General features: G+C 75.1%; 16 protein-coding genes and 1 tRNA gene. 11 read left to right on the forward strand and 6 right to left on the reverse strand.

Features of this window, described 5'->3' with window-relative positions:
• Positions 1 to 103 precede the first annotated feature (103 nt).
• From ATL40_RS03440 to ATL40_RS03455, 4 genes are all read left to right on the forward strand, one after another.
• Positions 104 to 180 (forward strand) — tRNA-Met (locus ATL40_RS03440).
• 165 nt (positions 181 to 345) lie between these two features.
• Positions 346 to 969, forward strand: a complete 624-nt coding sequence (locus tag ATL40_RS03445) for an RNA polymerase sigma factor (RefSeq protein ID WP_211283056.1) — start codon at positions 346 to 348, stop codon at positions 967 to 969.
• The gene (locus ATL40_RS03450; protein WP_098468317.1) at positions 966 to 1,244 is read left to right on the forward strand and encodes an anti-sigma factor family protein; all 279 of its coding nucleotides are present in this window, start codon (positions 966 to 968) and stop codon (positions 1,242 to 1,244) included. Before ATL40_RS03445 ends, ATL40_RS03450 begins: the two co-directional genes overlap by 4 nt.
• Entirely contained in the window at positions 1,241 to 2,683 is a 1,443-nt protein-coding gene (locus ATL40_RS03455; RefSeq protein WP_098468318.1) for a dihydrolipoyl dehydrogenase family protein, read from the forward strand. Before ATL40_RS03450 ends, ATL40_RS03455 begins: the two co-directional genes overlap by 4 nt.
• A 5-nt stretch (positions 2,684 to 2,688) precedes the next feature.
• Here the strand turns inward: ATL40_RS03455 and ATL40_RS03460 are convergent, their stop codons facing one another.
• Positions 2,689 to 3,408: a TVP38/TMEM64 family protein gene (locus ATL40_RS03460; RefSeq protein WP_098468319.1), complete on the reverse strand. Its 720-nt coding sequence runs from the start codon at positions 3,406 to 3,408 to the stop codon at positions 2,689 to 2,691.
• Positions 3,405 to 4,112, reverse strand: a complete 708-nt coding sequence (locus ATL40_RS03465) for a CDP-alcohol phosphatidyltransferase family protein (RefSeq protein WP_098468320.1) — start codon at positions 4,110 to 4,112, stop codon at positions 3,405 to 3,407. The genes ATL40_RS03460 and ATL40_RS03465 overlap by 4 nt, the downstream gene beginning before the upstream one ends.
• Before the next feature lie 91 nt (positions 4,113 to 4,203).
• Between ATL40_RS03465 and ATL40_RS03470 the strand changes: the two genes are divergently transcribed.
• The 7 genes from ATL40_RS03470 to ATL40_RS03495 are packed head-to-tail and all read left to right on the forward strand — an operon-like array spanning position 4,204 to position 11,445.
• On the forward strand, positions 4,204 to 5,448 hold the full coding sequence (locus tag ATL40_RS03470; RefSeq protein WP_098470250.1) for an ABC transporter substrate-binding protein: 1,245 nt from the start codon (positions 4,204 to 4,206) through the stop codon (positions 5,446 to 5,448).
• A complete protein-coding gene (locus tag ATL40_RS03475; RefSeq protein ID WP_211283057.1) occupies positions 5,445 to 6,287 on the forward strand; it encodes an ABC transporter permease subunit in 843 nt (280 codons plus the stop codon). Before ATL40_RS03470 ends, ATL40_RS03475 begins: the two co-directional genes overlap by 4 nt.
• A complete protein-coding gene (locus ATL40_RS14655; protein ID WP_143556850.1) occupies positions 6,284 to 7,096 on the forward strand; it encodes an ABC transporter permease subunit in 813 nt (270 codons plus the stop codon). Before ATL40_RS03475 ends, ATL40_RS14655 begins: the two co-directional genes overlap by 4 nt.
• Positions 7,093 to 8,244 (forward strand): ABC transporter ATP-binding protein, encoded by a 1,152-nt coding sequence (locus tag ATL40_RS14660; RefSeq protein ID WP_143556851.1) that lies wholly within the window; start codon positions 7,093 to 7,095, stop codon positions 8,242 to 8,244. Before ATL40_RS14655 ends, ATL40_RS14660 begins: the two co-directional genes overlap by 4 nt.
• 36 nt (positions 8,245 to 8,280) lie before the next feature.
• A complete protein-coding gene (locus ATL40_RS03485; RefSeq protein WP_098468322.1) occupies positions 8,281 to 9,393 on the forward strand; it encodes a glycosyltransferase family 4 protein in 1,113 nt (370 codons plus the stop codon).
• Positions 9,390 to 10,592 carry a glycosyltransferase family 4 protein gene (locus ATL40_RS03490; protein WP_098468323.1) on the forward strand — a complete coding sequence of 401 codons (1,203 nt, stop codon included), beginning with the start codon at positions 9,390 to 9,392 and terminating at the stop codon, positions 10,590 to 10,592. Before ATL40_RS03485 ends, ATL40_RS03490 begins: the two co-directional genes overlap by 4 nt.
• A complete protein-coding gene (locus ATL40_RS03495) occupies positions 10,585 to 11,445 on the forward strand; it encodes a GDSL-type esterase/lipase family protein (RefSeq protein ID WP_098468324.1) in 861 nt (286 codons plus the stop codon). The genes ATL40_RS03490 and ATL40_RS03495 overlap by 8 nt, the downstream gene beginning before the upstream one ends.
• On the opposite strand, the gene ATL40_RS03500 is transcribed toward ATL40_RS03495, so the two are convergent.
• The 4 genes from ATL40_RS03500 to ATL40_RS03515 all read right to left on the reverse strand — a co-directional run bounded on the left by ATL40_RS03500 (position 11,354) and on the right by ATL40_RS03515 (position 15,843).
• A complete protein-coding gene (locus tag ATL40_RS03500) occupies positions 11,354 to 12,610 on the reverse strand; it encodes an APC family permease (protein WP_245866673.1) in 1,257 nt (418 codons plus the stop codon). The two genes, ATL40_RS03495 and ATL40_RS03500, sit on opposite strands and share 92 nt — an antisense overlap.
• A gap of 129 nt (positions 12,611 to 12,739) precedes the next feature.
• A complete protein-coding gene (locus ATL40_RS03505; protein ID WP_098468326.1) occupies positions 12,740 to 13,696 on the reverse strand; it encodes a DNA-formamidopyrimidine glycosylase family protein in 957 nt (318 codons plus the stop codon).
• A gap of 69 nt (positions 13,697 to 13,765) precedes the next feature.
• Positions 13,766 to 14,479, reverse strand: a complete 714-nt coding sequence (locus ATL40_RS03510) for a hypothetical protein (protein WP_098468327.1) — start codon at positions 14,477 to 14,479, stop codon at positions 13,766 to 13,768.
• Positions 14,476 to 15,843 (reverse strand): DUF58 domain-containing protein, encoded by a 1,368-nt coding sequence (locus tag ATL40_RS03515; protein WP_098468328.1) that lies wholly within the window; start codon positions 15,841 to 15,843, stop codon positions 14,476 to 14,478. Before ATL40_RS03515 ends, ATL40_RS03510 begins: the two co-directional genes overlap by 4 nt.
• Between the last annotated feature and the right edge of the window lies 1 nt (position 15,844).

The raw sequence follows: 15,844 nt of genomic DNA on the forward strand, positions 1-15,844 counted from the left end.
CGCACCTCGACTGCGGGGCCGTGGCGACCGCCACGGCCCCGCAGCGTTGGAATCCTGCCGATTTGGTTCCTGGGTGATCCTGCCGTAGAGTAGTCCAAGCCGACGCGGGGTGGAGCAGTTCGGTAGCTCGCCGGGCTCATAACCCGGAGGTCGCAGGTTCGAATCCTGCCCCCGCTACCAGGGAAACGGCCCGGTCTCAACGAGAGTTGAGACCGGGCCGTTCGCTTTCTCCGGGGCACGTTGGCTGCCGGGGGAGCCAGGTTCCTACCACCCGGGAGGAATGCGACGGCCCCGCCGCCGGGTTCCTCACCCAGACACCCACCCCCGGACCACCTGGAGTTGCCCGTGGTGACCCGTGACGTGAACGAAGACCTCGATCCCGAGGCCTGCCCGACCTCGGGCCCCGCGCCGGGCGAGGTCGCTGCCGCTCAGCGCGAGCAACGCCGCGCCTTCGCGGCCGTGGTGGAACCCGAGATCGAGATGATGTGGCGGGTGGCGCGCGGGCTCAGCGGGTCCACCGCCGATGCCGAGGACCTGCTGCAGGAGTCCCTCGTCCGCGCCTTCCGTGCGGTGGATCGGTTCGACGGACGCCACCCGCGGGCGTGGCTGCTGACGATTGTGCGCAACACCCACCTCAATCTGCACCGCCGACGCAGGCCGATCGTGGTGGACGACTCCGAACTCATCAACGCCTCCCGCCCCGCTTTCGGCGCGCACCAGGCGCCCGGTGCGGAGGAGGTCTACGTCACCCAGGAACTCGACGCCGCCCTGAGCGAGGCGATCGGCGCGCTCGACGCGAGATTGCGCTCCGCACTCCTGCTCGTGGACGTCCACGACCTCTCCTACGCGGAGGCCGCCGCCGTGCTCGGCGTCCCGATCGGCACCGTCATGTCCCGTCTGAGCAGGGCGCGCAAGCGGCTGCGGATCCGACTCGCGCCCACCCTTCGACCCATGCGAGGAGAACCATGATCACCACGATCCGGGAACTGATGCGCTGTCACTGGACCGGGCGCCGGATCCCGCGCTACCTCGACCACGACCCGGCCGCGCCACTGACGCCCGCGGAGGTCGAGCGCGTCGAGGAGCACCTCGAGGCGTGCGGCAGGTGCCGCGAGGCGGTCCGGGAGAACCGGGTGTTGCGGCTGGCGATGTCCCGGATCCCGCAGCGCGTGCCGATGGACCCCGGCACCCTGGAGCGGATGCGCCGCATGGTCACCGACTGGGCCGAGGGGCAGGAGGGATGACCGCGCCCGGCGCCCCGGTGGACCTGCTGGTGCTCGGCGGCGGGACCGCGGGGATCGTCGCGGCCAAGACCGCCGTGAGCCTCGGTGCCAGCACCCTGCTGGTGGAGCGCGAGCGCACGGGCGGCGACTGCCTGTGGACCGGGTGCGTGCCCTCGAAGGCGCTGCTGGCTGCCGCCCACCAGGCCGCGGCGGCGCGCACGGCCGACCGGTTCGGCCTCGAGGTCACCCTCCGGGTGGACTTCGCACGGGTGATGGACCGGGTGCAGCAGGCGATCGCCGAGATCGCCCCCATCGACAGCCCCGAGACGTTGCGCGCCGCCGGGGTCCCGGTGAGGCACGGCCAGGGCGTGTTCAGGGGGGAGGGGGAGGTGGCGGTCGACGGCGTGCCGGTCCGCTACCGCCAGGCCGTCCTGGCCATGGGGTCGGCCCCGACCATCCCCCCGCTGCCGGGCCTGGCCGAGGTGGACTACCTCACCAGTGATTCCTTCTGGTCGCTGCGTGAGGCGCCGCGTCGCCTGGCCGTGCTCGGCGCCGGGAGCATCGGCTGCGAACTTGGGCAGGCGATGGCACGCCTGGGCAGCGAGGTCACCCTGGTCGAGAACGCCGAGCGGATCCTGCCGCGCGAGGACCCCGCCGCGGCTGCCGCCGTGGCACGGTCCCTGCGCTGCGACGGCGTGCGGGTGCAGACCGGGGCGCGGGTCGCCGCCGTGCACGCCGCGCCGGCCGAGGGCGCGGGCGCGGGTCGGCTGCAGTTCGAGGACGGCCGGGAGATCGCCTTCGACCGGCTGCTGGTCGCGGTGGGCCGCACCCCCCGCACGTCAGGTGCCGGTCTGGAGCGCATCGGGGTGGCGTGCGATGACCGGGGCCATATCCGCGTGGACGGGCACCTGCGCACCACCAACCCGCGCATCTGGGCGGCGGGGGACCTCACCGGTCACCCCCAGTTCACCCATGTGGCGGCCTCGCACGGCAGCCTCGCCGCCTCCAATGCGGTGCTCGGCGTGCGGCGGCGGGCGGAGACCACGGTGCCGCGGGTGACCTACACCCACCCCGAGGTGGCGGCACTCGGCGCCGCGACCGACGGGAGCGACCTGCGCGTGGTCACCCGCGAGCACACCGACGTCGATCGCGCGGTGACCGAGGGGGAGACGGACGGCTTCACCCGGCTCGCGGTGGATTCCAGCGGTCGGGTGCGCGGCGCCACCATCGTGGGGCCCCGCGCGGGCGAGACCCTGGGAGAGGCCGCCCTCGCCGTCGCGCGCGGCATGCGCACCCGGGACCTGGCGGGCCTGATGCACCCCTATCCCACCTGGAACGACGGCCTCGGCGGGGCGGCCATCGCCGACGCCCGGACCCAGCTGGACGCGCCGCTGGCGCGCCGCGCCGTGCGGCTGATCGTCGGGTCGCGCCGGCGGTGGCTGGACCGGCGGGCCACCTAGGGCCCTCAGTCCTGGTCCCGCTCAGGTCCGTCCTCCTGCGGGGCGGATTCTGCGGGGACCGGCCGCAGCAGGCGCCGCCCCCAGGCCCCGCCGATCACGGCCAGCGCCACGAGGCCGCCGACGCCGAGCACGATCCCGAGCGGGTCGGCGCCCGAGGCACCGACCGACGCGTAGGCGAGGGACCCCGGGATGATCCCGAGCGCCGTGCCGAGCACGTAGTCGCGCATCCGCACGCCGAGCAGTCCACAGGCGTAATTCAGCGGCGTGAACGGGAACAGCGGCACCAGGCGCACGGCCAGGACGGCGAGGAGACCGTGGGAGACCAGGACCCGGTCTGCCGTGCGCAGACGTCCCCCGAGCAGGCGATCGACCGAGGCGCGACCCACGCGGCGGCCGATGAACGCGCCGCCGATCGCGCCGAGCAGCGCGCCGCTCCAGGCCAGCAGGAAGCCCCACCACACCCCGAACAGGGCCCCGCCCAGGATCGTCAGCACGGAGGCGGGGGAGGGGACCAGGACCAGCAGGGCGTAGCCCAGCACGAAGATGACGTTCCCCGCCCACCCGGCGTCTTCCACGAGGTCCTGCAACTGCTGCGGACCGTTCCAGCCGCTGACCTGCAGGGCGATCGCGGCGGCCACGTACACCAGGAGGAAGGCGGCCAGGCGGATCACCGCCCCGCGGCGGGAGCGTGGGGAATCGGCCGTGGGGGAGACGGGGCTGGTCATACGGGAGGAACCCCCTCGGGTCCGCGCCTGCTTCCCGGTGCGCCGGGATCCTCCGGCTTCCCCGGCCGCTCCGGTTGCCCCGGTTCCCGCAGCACCCGGTATCCGGTCACGATCCGGTGCACCGCGCTCAGGCTCACCAGGGCCGCCCACACGAGGGCGATGTCCGCCGCGTACTGCGGCAGGATCAGCCACGCCGCATGCACCACGATCGTCTCGGCACCCTCGGTCAGGCCACCGAGGAAGCTCAGGGAACGGCCGTCCTCGATCCGCTTCCCGGTGCGCTCGGCGAGGGAGGAGAACGCGAGGAACGCGGCGCCGTTGACGTAGTACGCCAGCAGCACGGCCGCGAACGGCAGCCAGTCCCCGGGTGACGCCGACGCCGGCGTGACGCCCACCGCCACGCCGATCACCGTGGCGCCGTAGACCACGAAGTCGCTGGTGATGTCCAGGAAGCCACCGGCCGCCGAACCGGTCCGCCCGCGCCGACGCGCCAGCGGCCCGTCCACCCCGTCCAGCACCCGGGAGAGGAGCCAGGCCGCCAGCGACCACCACCACCACTGGGCGGCCGCGAGTCCGGCGCTCCCCAGCCCCACCACCAGGCCGGTGAGCGTCAGCCCGTCGGGGGTGATCCAGGGGCGGTCCACCGCACGCGCGAGTGCCTCCAGGCCTCCACCGAACCGGCGGCGCAGCCGGGCGTCGAACATCTCTGCCTCCCAGGGTCGTCAGGGAGGGAAGTCGGCGGGACCCTCACCGTGTTCCCTTTCAGTGACCCCACCGTGGCAGAAGGAGCCGATGATGCGAGCCGCCCGAGGCAGACCGGCGCGTGCCCGTGCCACGATCACCGGCGGCGTGGCGACGGCCCTGGTGCTGGCGGCCTGCGCGGCGCCGGCGCCGCAGGCCTCCGAACCTGCCCGCGCGTTCTCCGAAATCATGGCCGAGGCCGAGGCCGAGGGCCAGGTGGTGGACCTGTGGATGTGGGGCGGGGACGAACGCGGCAACGCCTACGTGGACGACGTCCTGGCGCCGGCGGCCGCCGACCTGGGCGTCACCCTGCGCCGGGTCCCCCTGGCCGACACCCGTGATGCGATCCGCCGCGTGCTCGCCGAACACGCCGCGGGATCCACGGCGGGGTCGGTGGATCTGGTGTGGGTGAACGGGGACAACTTCGCCACCGCGCAGCAGGCCGGGGCCTGGCGCTGCGGCTGGGCGTCCGAGTTGCCGAACGCCGCCTACCTCGACCCGGCGGACCCGCTGGTCACCGACGACTTCGGGGTCGCGGTGCAGGGCTGCGAGTCGCCCTGGCACAAGGCCCAGTTCACCCTCGTCTACGACGCCGCGCGGGTCCCGGAGCCACCCCGCAGCATCGAGGACCTCCTGACCTGGGCGCAGGAGAATCCCGGGAGGTTCACCTACCCGGCACCGCCGGACTTCACCGGCTCGGTGTTCGTGCGTCAGGCCCTGCAGGCCTTGGACCCGCAGGTGCCGGTCGCCTTCAGTCAGGCGGCCTTCGATGCCGCGACGCCCACCCTGTGGGACTCCCTGCGCGAGGTGGCACCGGCGCTGTGGCGCGAGGGCCGCACCTACCCCCGCGACCAGGTGGACCTGGACCGGTTGTTCGCCGACGGCCAGGTCGACTTCACGATGACCTACGGCCCCGCGACCCTCACCGACCTCGTGGCCGAGGGCACCTTCCCGTCGACCACCCGCGTGCTCACGCTCGAGGAGGGCACGGTCGGCAACGCGAGCTTCCTCGCGATCCCCGCCAGTTCCCCGGACCACGCGGGGGCGATGGTGGTGGCGGACCTCGCGCTCTCGCCGCAGCAGCAGGCGGCCAAGGCCGACCCGCAGGTGTGGGGGCAGTTCACCGTGCTGGACCTCTCCCGCCTGCCGCAGGAGGACGCCGCCGCCTTCGCCGCGCTGCCCGACTCCCCGGTGGTCCCGCCGTTCGAGGAACTGTCCGCGGGCGCCCTGCCGGAACTGTCGTCCGGCTGGGTCGCGCCCCTGGACGAGGGCTGGCGCAGCCAGGTGCTGAACCCGTGAGGCGGGCGAGCTGGGGTGCCGCCCCCGGGCTCGTGGTGATCACGGTGATCTCCGGGGGTGCGATGGTCACGGTGACGCTCGCCTCCCTGGGCCTGGTGCCGCTGTTCGGACCGCCGCAGGCCACCCTGACCGCCTGGCAGGTGCACGGTGAGGACCTGGTGCGCGGGGTGGGGGAGTCGCTGCGGATCGCCCTGCCGGCCACCGCGCTGGCCGTGACGGTCGGGTCCGGGCTGGCCGGCCTCCTCCTGCGCCCGGATCGGCTGGCGGGCATCGTGCGGATCGGGTGCCTCGTGGTGCTGCTGCTCCCGCACATCGTGGCCGCGAGTTCGATGCTGATGCTGCTGGGGGACGGCGGACTGCTCTCCAGGGTGGCGGTGGCTCTCGACGTCGGGTGGCCGGCCCTGGTGGCCGGCCCGGTGCCGGTCGCGACCGTGCTCGCGCTGGCGTGGAAGGAATCCGCATTCGTTGCGCTCGTGCTCGCCGGAGCCCTGGCACCCGGGCACCGCACCCGAATGGCGGTCGCCGCCGGGCTGGGCGCGGGGCCGTGGCAGCGGTGGCGCCGGGTCACGTTGCCCACGGCGGCGCCCGCCCTGCTGGCCACGGGCCTGGTCACCCTGGTCTACGCCATCGGCTCCTACGAGGCGGCCTGGCTGCTCTCGGCGGCCGTGCCCGAGCCCCTGCCGGTGCTCTCCGCCCGGCTGCTGCAGTCCATTGACCTACTCGCCCGGCCGGCGGCCGCGGCGGCGGCCCTCACCGCCTCCCTGCTCGCGGTCTGTGTGACGCTGCCCGCGCTCGTGGCGCTGCCCCGGCTGCGTCGACTCACCCCGGGATCGGCATGAGCAGCGGCCGGCGGGCTCGGCGCGCGCTCACCGTGCTGGGGGCCGGGGCGGCGCTGCTGTGGCTGGCGCTGCCCCTGTTCCCGATCGCCGGCTGGATCCTCGCCGAGCGGTGGTCCCACCCCGCTTTGGTGCCGCAGGAATGGGGAGTGCGGGGTTGGCGGGAGGCCGCCTCCGCCGGCCTCGGGCCCGCGCTCGGGCGCTCCCTGATACTGGCCCTGGCGGTCACGGCCCTCGCCACGCCGCTCGGGGCGGCGATCGGATGGGTGCTGGGGTGGCGCCTGACCCGGCACCCCGGCCCGGTGATCGGGATCCTGCTGCTGCCGGTGCTGCTGCCCCCGGTTGCGGTCGCACTCGGGTTCGACGCCGTGCTGGTGCGCACGGGGCTGCCGGAGCCGGTGGCCGTCCTGGCGCTGCTGACCGCGGCGGCGTTGCCTTACGTGGCCCTCACCACCGCCGTCGCCTTCGCCCGCACCCCGCCGATCCTGGCCGAGCAGGCCCGGGCCCTGGGGGCCGGCCCGATGCAGGCGGCGCTGCGCGCGCTCCTCCCGGCCCTTCGCCGCTCCCTGCTGGTCGCGGCCCTGCTGGCCTTCCTCGTGGCCTGGAGCGACTACGTCATCACCGTGCTGGTGGGCGGGGGTCGCCTGGTCACGGCCCCGGTGCTGCTCGGTTCACTCGCGGCGGGGAGTGGCAACACCGCCACCGTCGCGGTGATCGCCCTGACGGCGCTCGCGCCGCCGCTCCTGCTCCTGGGTGCGGTGGCGGCCCTGACCCGGGGACCACGACCCACCACGGAGAGGAGCTCGCCGTGACCGCACTCGAGCTGGACCGGATCACCCACCGCTACCCGGGGACCGAACGCCCCGCCCTGAGCGAGGTCTCCGTCGCCGTACCCGCCGGGCGGATGCTCGCCGTCGTCGGACCCTCGGGTTCGGGCAAGAGCACCCTGCTGCGCGCCGCGGCGGGACTGGTGCGCCCCACCTCGGGCGCCGTCCACCTGGCGGGCCGCGACGTCACCGACCTGCCCGTGGAGCGCCGGGACGTGACCGTGATGTTCCAGGAGCCCACCCTCTTCGACCACCTCGACGTGGCGGGGAACGTGGCCTTCGCCCCCCGGCTCGCCGGGGCACGGCGGCGCGAGGCGCGCCGGCTCGCGCGGCGCTATCTCGACCTCGTGCGGCTCCCCGGGCTGCAGGACCGCCCCGTCTCAGCGCTCTCCGGCGGTCAGGCGCAACGGGTGGCGCTGGCGCGCGCACTGGCTGCCGAGCGCTCGGTCCTGCTCCTGGACGAACCGTTCAGTGCCCTGGATTCCGAGCTGCGCCGGGCCATGCACGATCTGGTGGGCGAGGTGCGCGCGGCGCTGGATCCCACGCTCGTGCTCGTGACCCACGACCTGGACGAGGCGGCACTGGCCGATCGGGTGCTCGTGGTCATCGACGGCGTCGCCCACCAGCATGCGCCCGCCGCCGCGGTCTACACACGGCCCGCGAGCCTCGCCGTGGCACGGATGCTCGGCGGGTTCACCGAGGTGCCCGGGATCGTGCGGCGCGGCATCCACCACAGCGACTGGGGCCGGATGCCGGTGGACCTGTTCGGCGAGGGACCGGCCGTGTTGCTCCTGCGGCGCGAGGACCTGCGGCTGACCTCCCAGGCGACGCCCGGGACGGTGGGCATCACAGCCCGGGTGACGCACCGCCGGGTGCGGGGCCGCCGGGTGGTGGCCACCCTCCGCGCGCCGGCCGGCACCACCATCGAGGTGGAGCTCCCGCTCGGGCGGGATGTGCGCGTGGGACAGGAGACGGTTGTGCAGGCCGGACCCGGACCGGCGTGGGCGCTACCCGCGACCGCGGCCGAGACCGTGCCCGCACCCGGCCCCGACCCCGACCCCGCCGCGGAGACTCCTGGCGCCGTGTTCACCGAGCGTTCGGCAGACCCTCGCGGGCCGGTCGCACAGCGGTGACCGGCTCGTCGCCCGCGCTTCCTAGCCTGGGGGCTCGTGAGGATCGCGATCGTCACCGAATCCTGGGCCCCCGCCACCAACGGAGTCGTCAGGTCCGTGCAGCAGGTACTCCGGCACACCTCGGGTGTCGAGTTCCACCTGGTCGGACCCGGCGCGTCGGCGCGCAACGCACCACGGGCGCGCACCACCTTCACCGCCTCGGCCGTGGCGCTGGCCGGTCTCGGCTACGCCGCCTCCCTGCCCACCCCCGGGATGGTGCGCTACCTGCGCGAGGTGAGCCCCGACGTCGTCCATGTGGCCTCCCCGTTCCTGCTGGGTGCGCAGGCGCTGCGGGCGGCGAACGTGCTCGGCATCCCCAGCGTGGCGGTCTACCAGACCGACGTCGCCGCGTTCGCCGATGCCAACGGCTTCAAGGGCACCGCGGCGGGGGTGTGGAAGTGGATCGCGCGCACCCACGCCCGGGCGGATGTGAACCTGGCCTGCACCGAGGACGCCGTCCAGGCGCTGCGTGAGCACGGCGTCCCGCGGGTGCGGCACTGGCAACGCGGGGTCGACCTGGACACCTTCGACCCGGGGCGCCGCGATGAGGCGCTGAACGCCTTCTGGGGCGGTGGACGCCCGGTGGTGGGTTACGTGGGGCGCCTCGCACCCGAGAAGGAACTGCCGCTGCTGGCGCAGCTCGCCGCCGACCCGCGCATCCAGCTGGTGCTGATCGGGGACGGGCCGCAGAGCCTCGCCCTGCGCTCGCAGCTGCCCGAGGCTCACTTCACCGGGCACCTGGACGGCGCCGACCTGCCACGTGCGATGGCGAGCCTGGACGTGGTGGTCCACCCCGGCCGTCACGAGACCCTGTGCCAGTCGGTGATGCAGGCCATGGCCTGCGGGGTGCCGGCCGTGGTCCCCGACTCCGGTGGCGTGCGGGAACTCGTGACACCCGACAGCGGCCGGGTGGTGCCGGTCGGGGACCCCGCCGCGATCCACGCCGCCGCGCTGGAGATCCTCGCCGACCACCGCCGCCACGCCGCGGCCGCCGCCCGCCTCTCCGCCCGGCGCAGCATGCCGACCTCCATGGGGCAGCTCACCGCGACCTGGCGCGACCTGCTGCGCGGCGCGGATCCGGCCATCGAGTCCACCGGGGTCGCCGCATGAGGATCCTGCAGGTCGCGAACTTCGTCTCGCCCCAGTCCGGCGGGATCCGCACGGCCCTGGCCGCGTGGGCCCGCCGGTACCAGGCGCTCGGGCACGAGGTGACGGCGCTGGTGCCCGAGGCCGGTGACGACCCGGCGCAGTGGTGGCCCGAGCACCCCGACGCCCGCACGACCCCGGGGATGGCGGTGGGGGCCGGGTATCGCCTCATCACCGCGCAGGCCGAGGTGATGCGTCTGGTGGACCGATGGCGCCCGGATGTCATCGAGCTCAGCGACCGCACCACCCTGCGGTGGTTGCCCGCCTGGGCCGCCTCCCGCGGCATCGCCTGCGTGATGGTGGCCCACGAGCACGTGCAGGACGTGCTGACCACCCGCGGGTTCTCCCGCGCGGTGAGCTGCGCCGTCGCGGACCTGGCGAACATGGGCGCCGGGCGTCGCGCCACCACGGTGGTCACCCCCAGTCGCTACGCGGCGCTGGAGCCCGCCCGGGTGGGCGTGCACGCCCGGGTGGTTCCCCTCGGGGTGGACATCGAGGCGTTCCACCCGCGCCTGCGGGTGCACCCGGGGCGTGCGGGTGGGGGCGCGCCCGGCGCGCCCGGCACCCCGGGTGGCGGGCCGCTGCGGCTGGTGCACGTGGGGCGGCTGTCGAGGGAGAAGCGGCCCTGGCTCTCGATCGAGACCCTGCGCGCGTTGCTGCAGCGCGAGGTGGACGCCGAGCTCGTGGTGCTCGGCAGCGGTCCGCTGGCCGGTGACCTGGAGCGGCGCGCCGCCGGGTTGCCGGTGGAGTTCCTCGGGCACCGGCCCCGGGCGCAGGTCGCGGAGACGTTGGCCAACGCGGACGTGGCGCTCGCCCCGGCCCCGGCGGAGACCTTCGGCCTGGGCGCGCTGGAGGCCATGGCGTGCGGCACCCCGGTGGTGTGCAGCGACACCGGCGCGCTGCCGGAGGTCGTGGGCATCGGCGGCAGCCAGCGCGACGCGGACCCACGCCAGTTCGCCGCCGCCGCCCGCGCGCTCGCCGCGGACCCCGTGGCACGCGAACGCGCCCGGCGCCGCGCCGTGGCTCAGGGCTGGCACGCCTCGGCGTGCGCCATGCTCGCGACCCACGCCGAGGCGATCGCCCGCCTCGCGCCGCCGCGCCGCGTCTCCTGGCGCACCCGGGTGACCGACGCCCGCCTGGCCCGGGAGGGCGTGGGTGAGTGACCCGGTCACGGCCCGCGTGCCGGCGCCACCGCTGCGCATCGCCCTGGTGGGGGACTCCCTGGCCGCGGGGGTGGTGGACGTCGGCACGGATGCGCGCCAGCCCACCTTCGCGGACTACCTCGCCCGCGGCGTGCGGGCCTCGGGCAGCCCGGCGGTGCTCACCTCCACGGCCTGGCCGGGCGCGGACGCCTCGGACGGCCTGACGCGGCAGGTCCCGATGGCGTTGGACGCCCGGCCCGCAGTCGCGTTCGTGTGGCTCGGCCTGAACGACCTGCTGCGGTTCGCCTTCGACGCGCAGGCGGTGGCCGACGCCGTGGCCGACTCGTGCGCGGCACTCGCCGCGGCCGGGGCGCGAGTGGGGACCGCGAGCATGCCGCTGCCCACCGATGCGCTGCCGTTCCCCGGGTGGGGGCTGCGGCGCATCTGTGAGCGGGTGACGCGACTGAACGAGGCGATCGCCGCGCGCAGCGCCGCGGCGGGGCACCTGCACCTGGACCTGCGCGTCACCTGTGGCGACCTCGGTCGGCGCGAGCTCGTGGGGGTGGACGGGATCCACCTGTCCGCGCTGAGCCACCGGCGGGTCGCGGCCGGGTACGCGCGGATGCTGCACGCCGAGGGGATCGTGGACACTGCCGCGCGGGACGCCGTCGTCGCACTGGCGGGGGAGGGGGATCGACCGGGGGCGGGTGTCACGCGCCGGGACCAGGCCGCGTGGGTGATGACCCGGGGAGCCTCCTACGCGGCGCGACGCCTCACGGGCCTCACGCGGCGCGCCGAGGCGCCCGGGATCGCGTCAGCAGCCGCCACCCCACCCCCAGCGCCAGCACCCCGAGGCCGACCAGCGACCCACTGAGCGGCAGGGTCACCACCAGCACCCCGCACAACAGCGCGCCGACCGCGTTCACGGCGCGGGGCACGAACCGGTCCTCGCGGGCCTGGGTGAACGCGGCGAGGTTCGCCACCGCGTAGTACAGCAACACCCCGAAGCTGGAGAAGGCGACCATGCCGCGCAGGTCCACCGTCAGCACAGCGGCGGCCACGACCACACCGACCAACAGTTCGGCCCGGGTGGGCACCCCGCGATCGGAGATGCGGGCGACGGCACGGGGCAGATCGCCGGTGCGGCCCATCGCCACGGTGGTGCGGCTGATGCCCGCCATCAGGGCCAGCAGGGACCCCGCGCAGGCCACGGTCGCCACAATCCGCACCGCGACCTCGCCGCCGGTCCCCAGCACCGGAGCGATGAGGTCGGCGATCGGGGTGAGCGCGGTGGCGAGGTCCGCACCCAGCGCCCGGTCCAGGAGCACCGCCAGCGCCAGGTAGATCACCAGGACCACGCTCAGGCTGATCGCGATGGCGCGGGGAATGGTGCGGGCCGGGTCCACCACCTCCTCCCCTAGGGTGGCCACCCGCGCGTACCCCGCGAACGCGAAGAACACCAGACCCGCCGCCTGCAGCACCCCGTACCAGGTGCCGCCGGACGGGAGGGGTGCGGCTGCGCCGTCGGCCATCCGACCCGAGATCACTCCAGCCCACCCGAGGGCGATCACGGCCAGGAGGGCGAGGATCACGGCGCCGGCGATGATCATCGAGGCGCCCGCGGTGCGGGTCACGCCGCCCAGGGCGAGCAGGGTGAGGACCGCGACGGCAGCGAGTGCCACCCAACGCTCGTGGCCGGGTAGGGCGTAGGCGCCCAGCGTCCACGCGATCGCGGCGCAGGAGGCGGTCTTGCCGATGAGGAAGCCCCAACCGGCGAGGAAACCCGGCCACTCGCCCAGGCGTTTGCGGCCGTACACGTACGCGCCACCGGCCACCGGGTACTGCCTGGCAAGCTGGGCGGTGGCGGTCGCGTTGAGCACGGCGACCAGGGCCGCGAGCACGACGGCGAGGGGCAGCGCGGCTCCCGCCGCACCGGCCGCGGGGGTGAAGACGGAGAAGACACCCGCGCCGAGCATGGCGCCGAGTCCGATGGCGACCGCGCCGGGGGTACCCAGGCGTCGGTGGAGGGTGTTCGTCACGCCCGCCATCGTGCCCCACGCGCCCCCCTCTCGCCGAGCCCGTGGGGTGTGCGCCGAGACCGTGCCGATATGCCACGGTCTCGGCGCGTATGCCACGGTTTCGCCGCGGTAGTGGGGCGTGGGGCGCGGTCAGCGCAGCAGGCGGGACAGGCGGCGGTCGGCGAGGATGCGGCCGTCGGTCTGGCAGGTGGCGCAGTACTGCATCGAGGAGTCGGTGAAGGCGACCTCGCGCACCACGTCCCCGCACACCGGGCACTCCTCCCCGGTGCGCCCGTGCACCGCCATCGCGCGGCGCTTGGCGTCCTTCAGCGCGGGGGCCGGGAAGCCGCGGGAGGTCTCGATGGCGCCGCCGAGCACGTCGTGCACCGCCTCGGCGATGCGTTGCAGCTCCTCCTCGCGCATCGTCCCGGTCAGTGCGAACGGGGAGATCTTCGCGGCGTGCAGGATCTCGTCGCTGTAGGCGTTCCCGATCCCCGCGATGAGGTGCTGATCGCGCAGCGCCGCCTTGATCCGCTGATTGCGGACCTTGGCCGCCACCCGCAACTTCGGCACGAGTTCCTCGACGCTCAGGCCCACCGGGTCGAAGCCGAGCGAGGCGATCCGTGGGACGTCGGTGGGGTCACGCACCACGTAGACCGCGAGGCTCTTGCGGGTCCCGGCCTCGGTCAGGTCGAATCCGCCCTCCTCCAGCCACACCCGCAGCGCGAGCGCTCCGGCGGCGCGACCCATCGGCTTGCCGGTGCGGGCCTCGGCGGGCGGCATCGAGTCCTGCCAGCGCAGCCACCCGGCGCGCGCGAGGTGGAAGACGAGGTAGAGCGGCTCGGTGTCGGTGGTGTCGGTGGTGTCGGTGGTGTCGGTGGTGTCGGTGGTGTCGGTGGTGTCTGGGGCGGAGGCGTCGGTGCGCACGGCCAGCCACTTGCCGTAGCGCTGCGCCCCCACGAGCGTGCGCCCCACGAGCGCCTCCAGCGGCGGTTCGACGGTCTTCAGCGCACCCATGGAGGCGACGTGGGTATCCACCACGCGCCGCCCGGCCGCGTTCTGCGTGAGGAACGCGCCCAGCGCCTCGACCTCGGGGAGCTCCGGCATGGGTCGAGCCTGCCAGATCAGCGCCCCGGCGTCACTCCCTCGACGAGCGAACGTGCGCGCGTCGCGCGCTCATCCGTCCAGCGGCGCGCGGGTGGCGGGTGCCTGCCGCCGCCGGTCGCGCAGGTGTCGCGAGGCGGCGGGGTCGCGCATCTCCACACGCGCCCGGGCGAACCGGGTCCATCCCGTGGCGGCGCCGCGGGTCTCGGCGAGCAGGGGGATCGCCAACGCCGTCAGCGCGACGGCGGCGACGACCGCGAGCCAGATCATCGGGGACTGCGCGCCGTCCGGGGAGGGGGCGACCGTCGCGCTCACCGCCCACCCGGCCAGGCCGAGTGCCTGCGCGAGGAGCTGCACGGCGGCCGCGAGCCGCAGCCGTGGACGCAGCACGCCGAAGGAGACGCCGTCGCGCGGGTGGAGGTTGACGATCAGCCCGGAGGCCAGGATCACCGTGTGGACGCACAGCAGGAGCGCGGCGAGTCGTGGCTGCCCGAGCGGCTCGCCTGCGACCACGGCGAAGGCGATGACCGCGAGCCACCAGCCCACGGCCTGGCCGCGCGGCAGGAACAGCACGAGGGCCACACTGAGCGCGGCGGCCACCGTGAGCTGCCACAGGGTGGGGATCACGAGCGCCGCGCCCAGGCCCGCTGCCACGATCAGCGCCCACAGCCAGCCGACCCGCAGCAGTCGCTGTCCCGTGATCTCCACAGTCAGCGGGCCGCGCGGGTTCTTGGCGCCGCCCGTGCCGCCGGTGCCGCCCGTACTCCCGCCCGTGCCGCCGCTCATGCCGGCACCCGGGAGAGGGCTCGGAGTTGCTCGGCGGCACCGGTCGACGTCGAGGCACGACGCCAGGCAACCACGGGGATCCCGGAGCGTTCCAGCACGCTGACGCGGGTCTCGCGCTCGGCGAGCACGACTCGCGCAGCCACCATCTCGGGCTTGGTCAGGCCGCGCATGGACAGCTCGGGAAGGACGTCGATCACCACCACGCGGTGGCCCAGGGCGGCCCAGTCCGCGGCCGCGGAGGCTGCGCCGTCGTCCAGCAGGGTGCTGACCAGCACCACGAGCGCGCCGGAGGTGATCTGCGGCGCCCGGAAGAGTCTCGCCGGCTCACCCTCGGGCTTGGCCAGGGCGAGGGCGAACCGCAGCCGCGCGAGGTGCCGCGGGCCCGCGCCGGGGGTGACGGCTCGCCGCCGTGTGGCCAGGTCCGCCAGCCCCACCCGGTCGCCCTGGCCGATGTAGGCGGAGGCGAGGGAGGCGACGGCGGTGCGCGCCACATCGATCGAGGTCACCTTGTGTGGCACTGTCTCAGTGCCCCCCGCCCAGGAGGAGATGTCGGGGGAGACGTCATCGCGCGAGTCCAGCACGAGCATCACCACGGCCTCGGCCATGGCGTGAGTGCGGCGCACGTACAACTGCGTGGGCAGCCGCGGGTCCGTGGTGCCGCGACGCGCGGTGACGCGCCAGTCGATGCTGCGCAGGCGGTCACCGGGGGCGTAGGTGGCGATATCGCGCAGGTCCTCGCCCTCCCCGCGGCGGCGGGAGGTGTGCTCCCCGGTCAGGCCGAGCAACTGGCCCGGCAGCGGGAGCTCGTCCAGCGGCAGCACCCGGGGCTGCACGATCAACGGGGGAGCCTTCAGAGTGGCCGGTCCGCGTTCCCGCAGCCCGGAGGCCACCTCGGCGTAGTCCACCCGGAACGTGGGGAGCACCCCGGTGTGGACCGAGCGGAAGGAGAGCCGCACCTCGCCCGGGGCGAGCAGCGCGGCCGCGGGCCGGTACCCGGCAACGGTCACCCGCACCCGGGTGGGCCCGGGCAGCCGGAGCAGGCCCACGTGGCGGCCCCCGGTGGAGCCGCCGAGCGTGATCGTCGGTGCCGGGCGACGATCGGCGTCGGCGTCGGCGGCGGCGGCGGTCGGGGCCTCAACGTCGGTGTGAGCGGCCGCGTCGCCTGTCCTCGCAGGGTCTGCGGTGGTGGTCGGCGCGAGCGGCACGGTGCGGCCGGGCAGGGCGCGGGCTGCGAGGACCACCGCGAGGGCGAGCGCCCCGAGGGTCGCGAGGTCCCACCGGGCGAGCACGACCCCCAGCACGGCAGCGGCCAGGCCGACGAGCGTCAGCGACGCCCCGCGGCCGGTGGTGTACCAGGCGCTCATG

It is taken from the genome of Serinibacter salmoneus (genome assembly GCF_002563925.1).
GTDB lineage: Bacteria > Actinomycetota > Actinomycetes > Actinomycetales > Beutenbergiaceae > Serinibacter > Serinibacter salmoneus.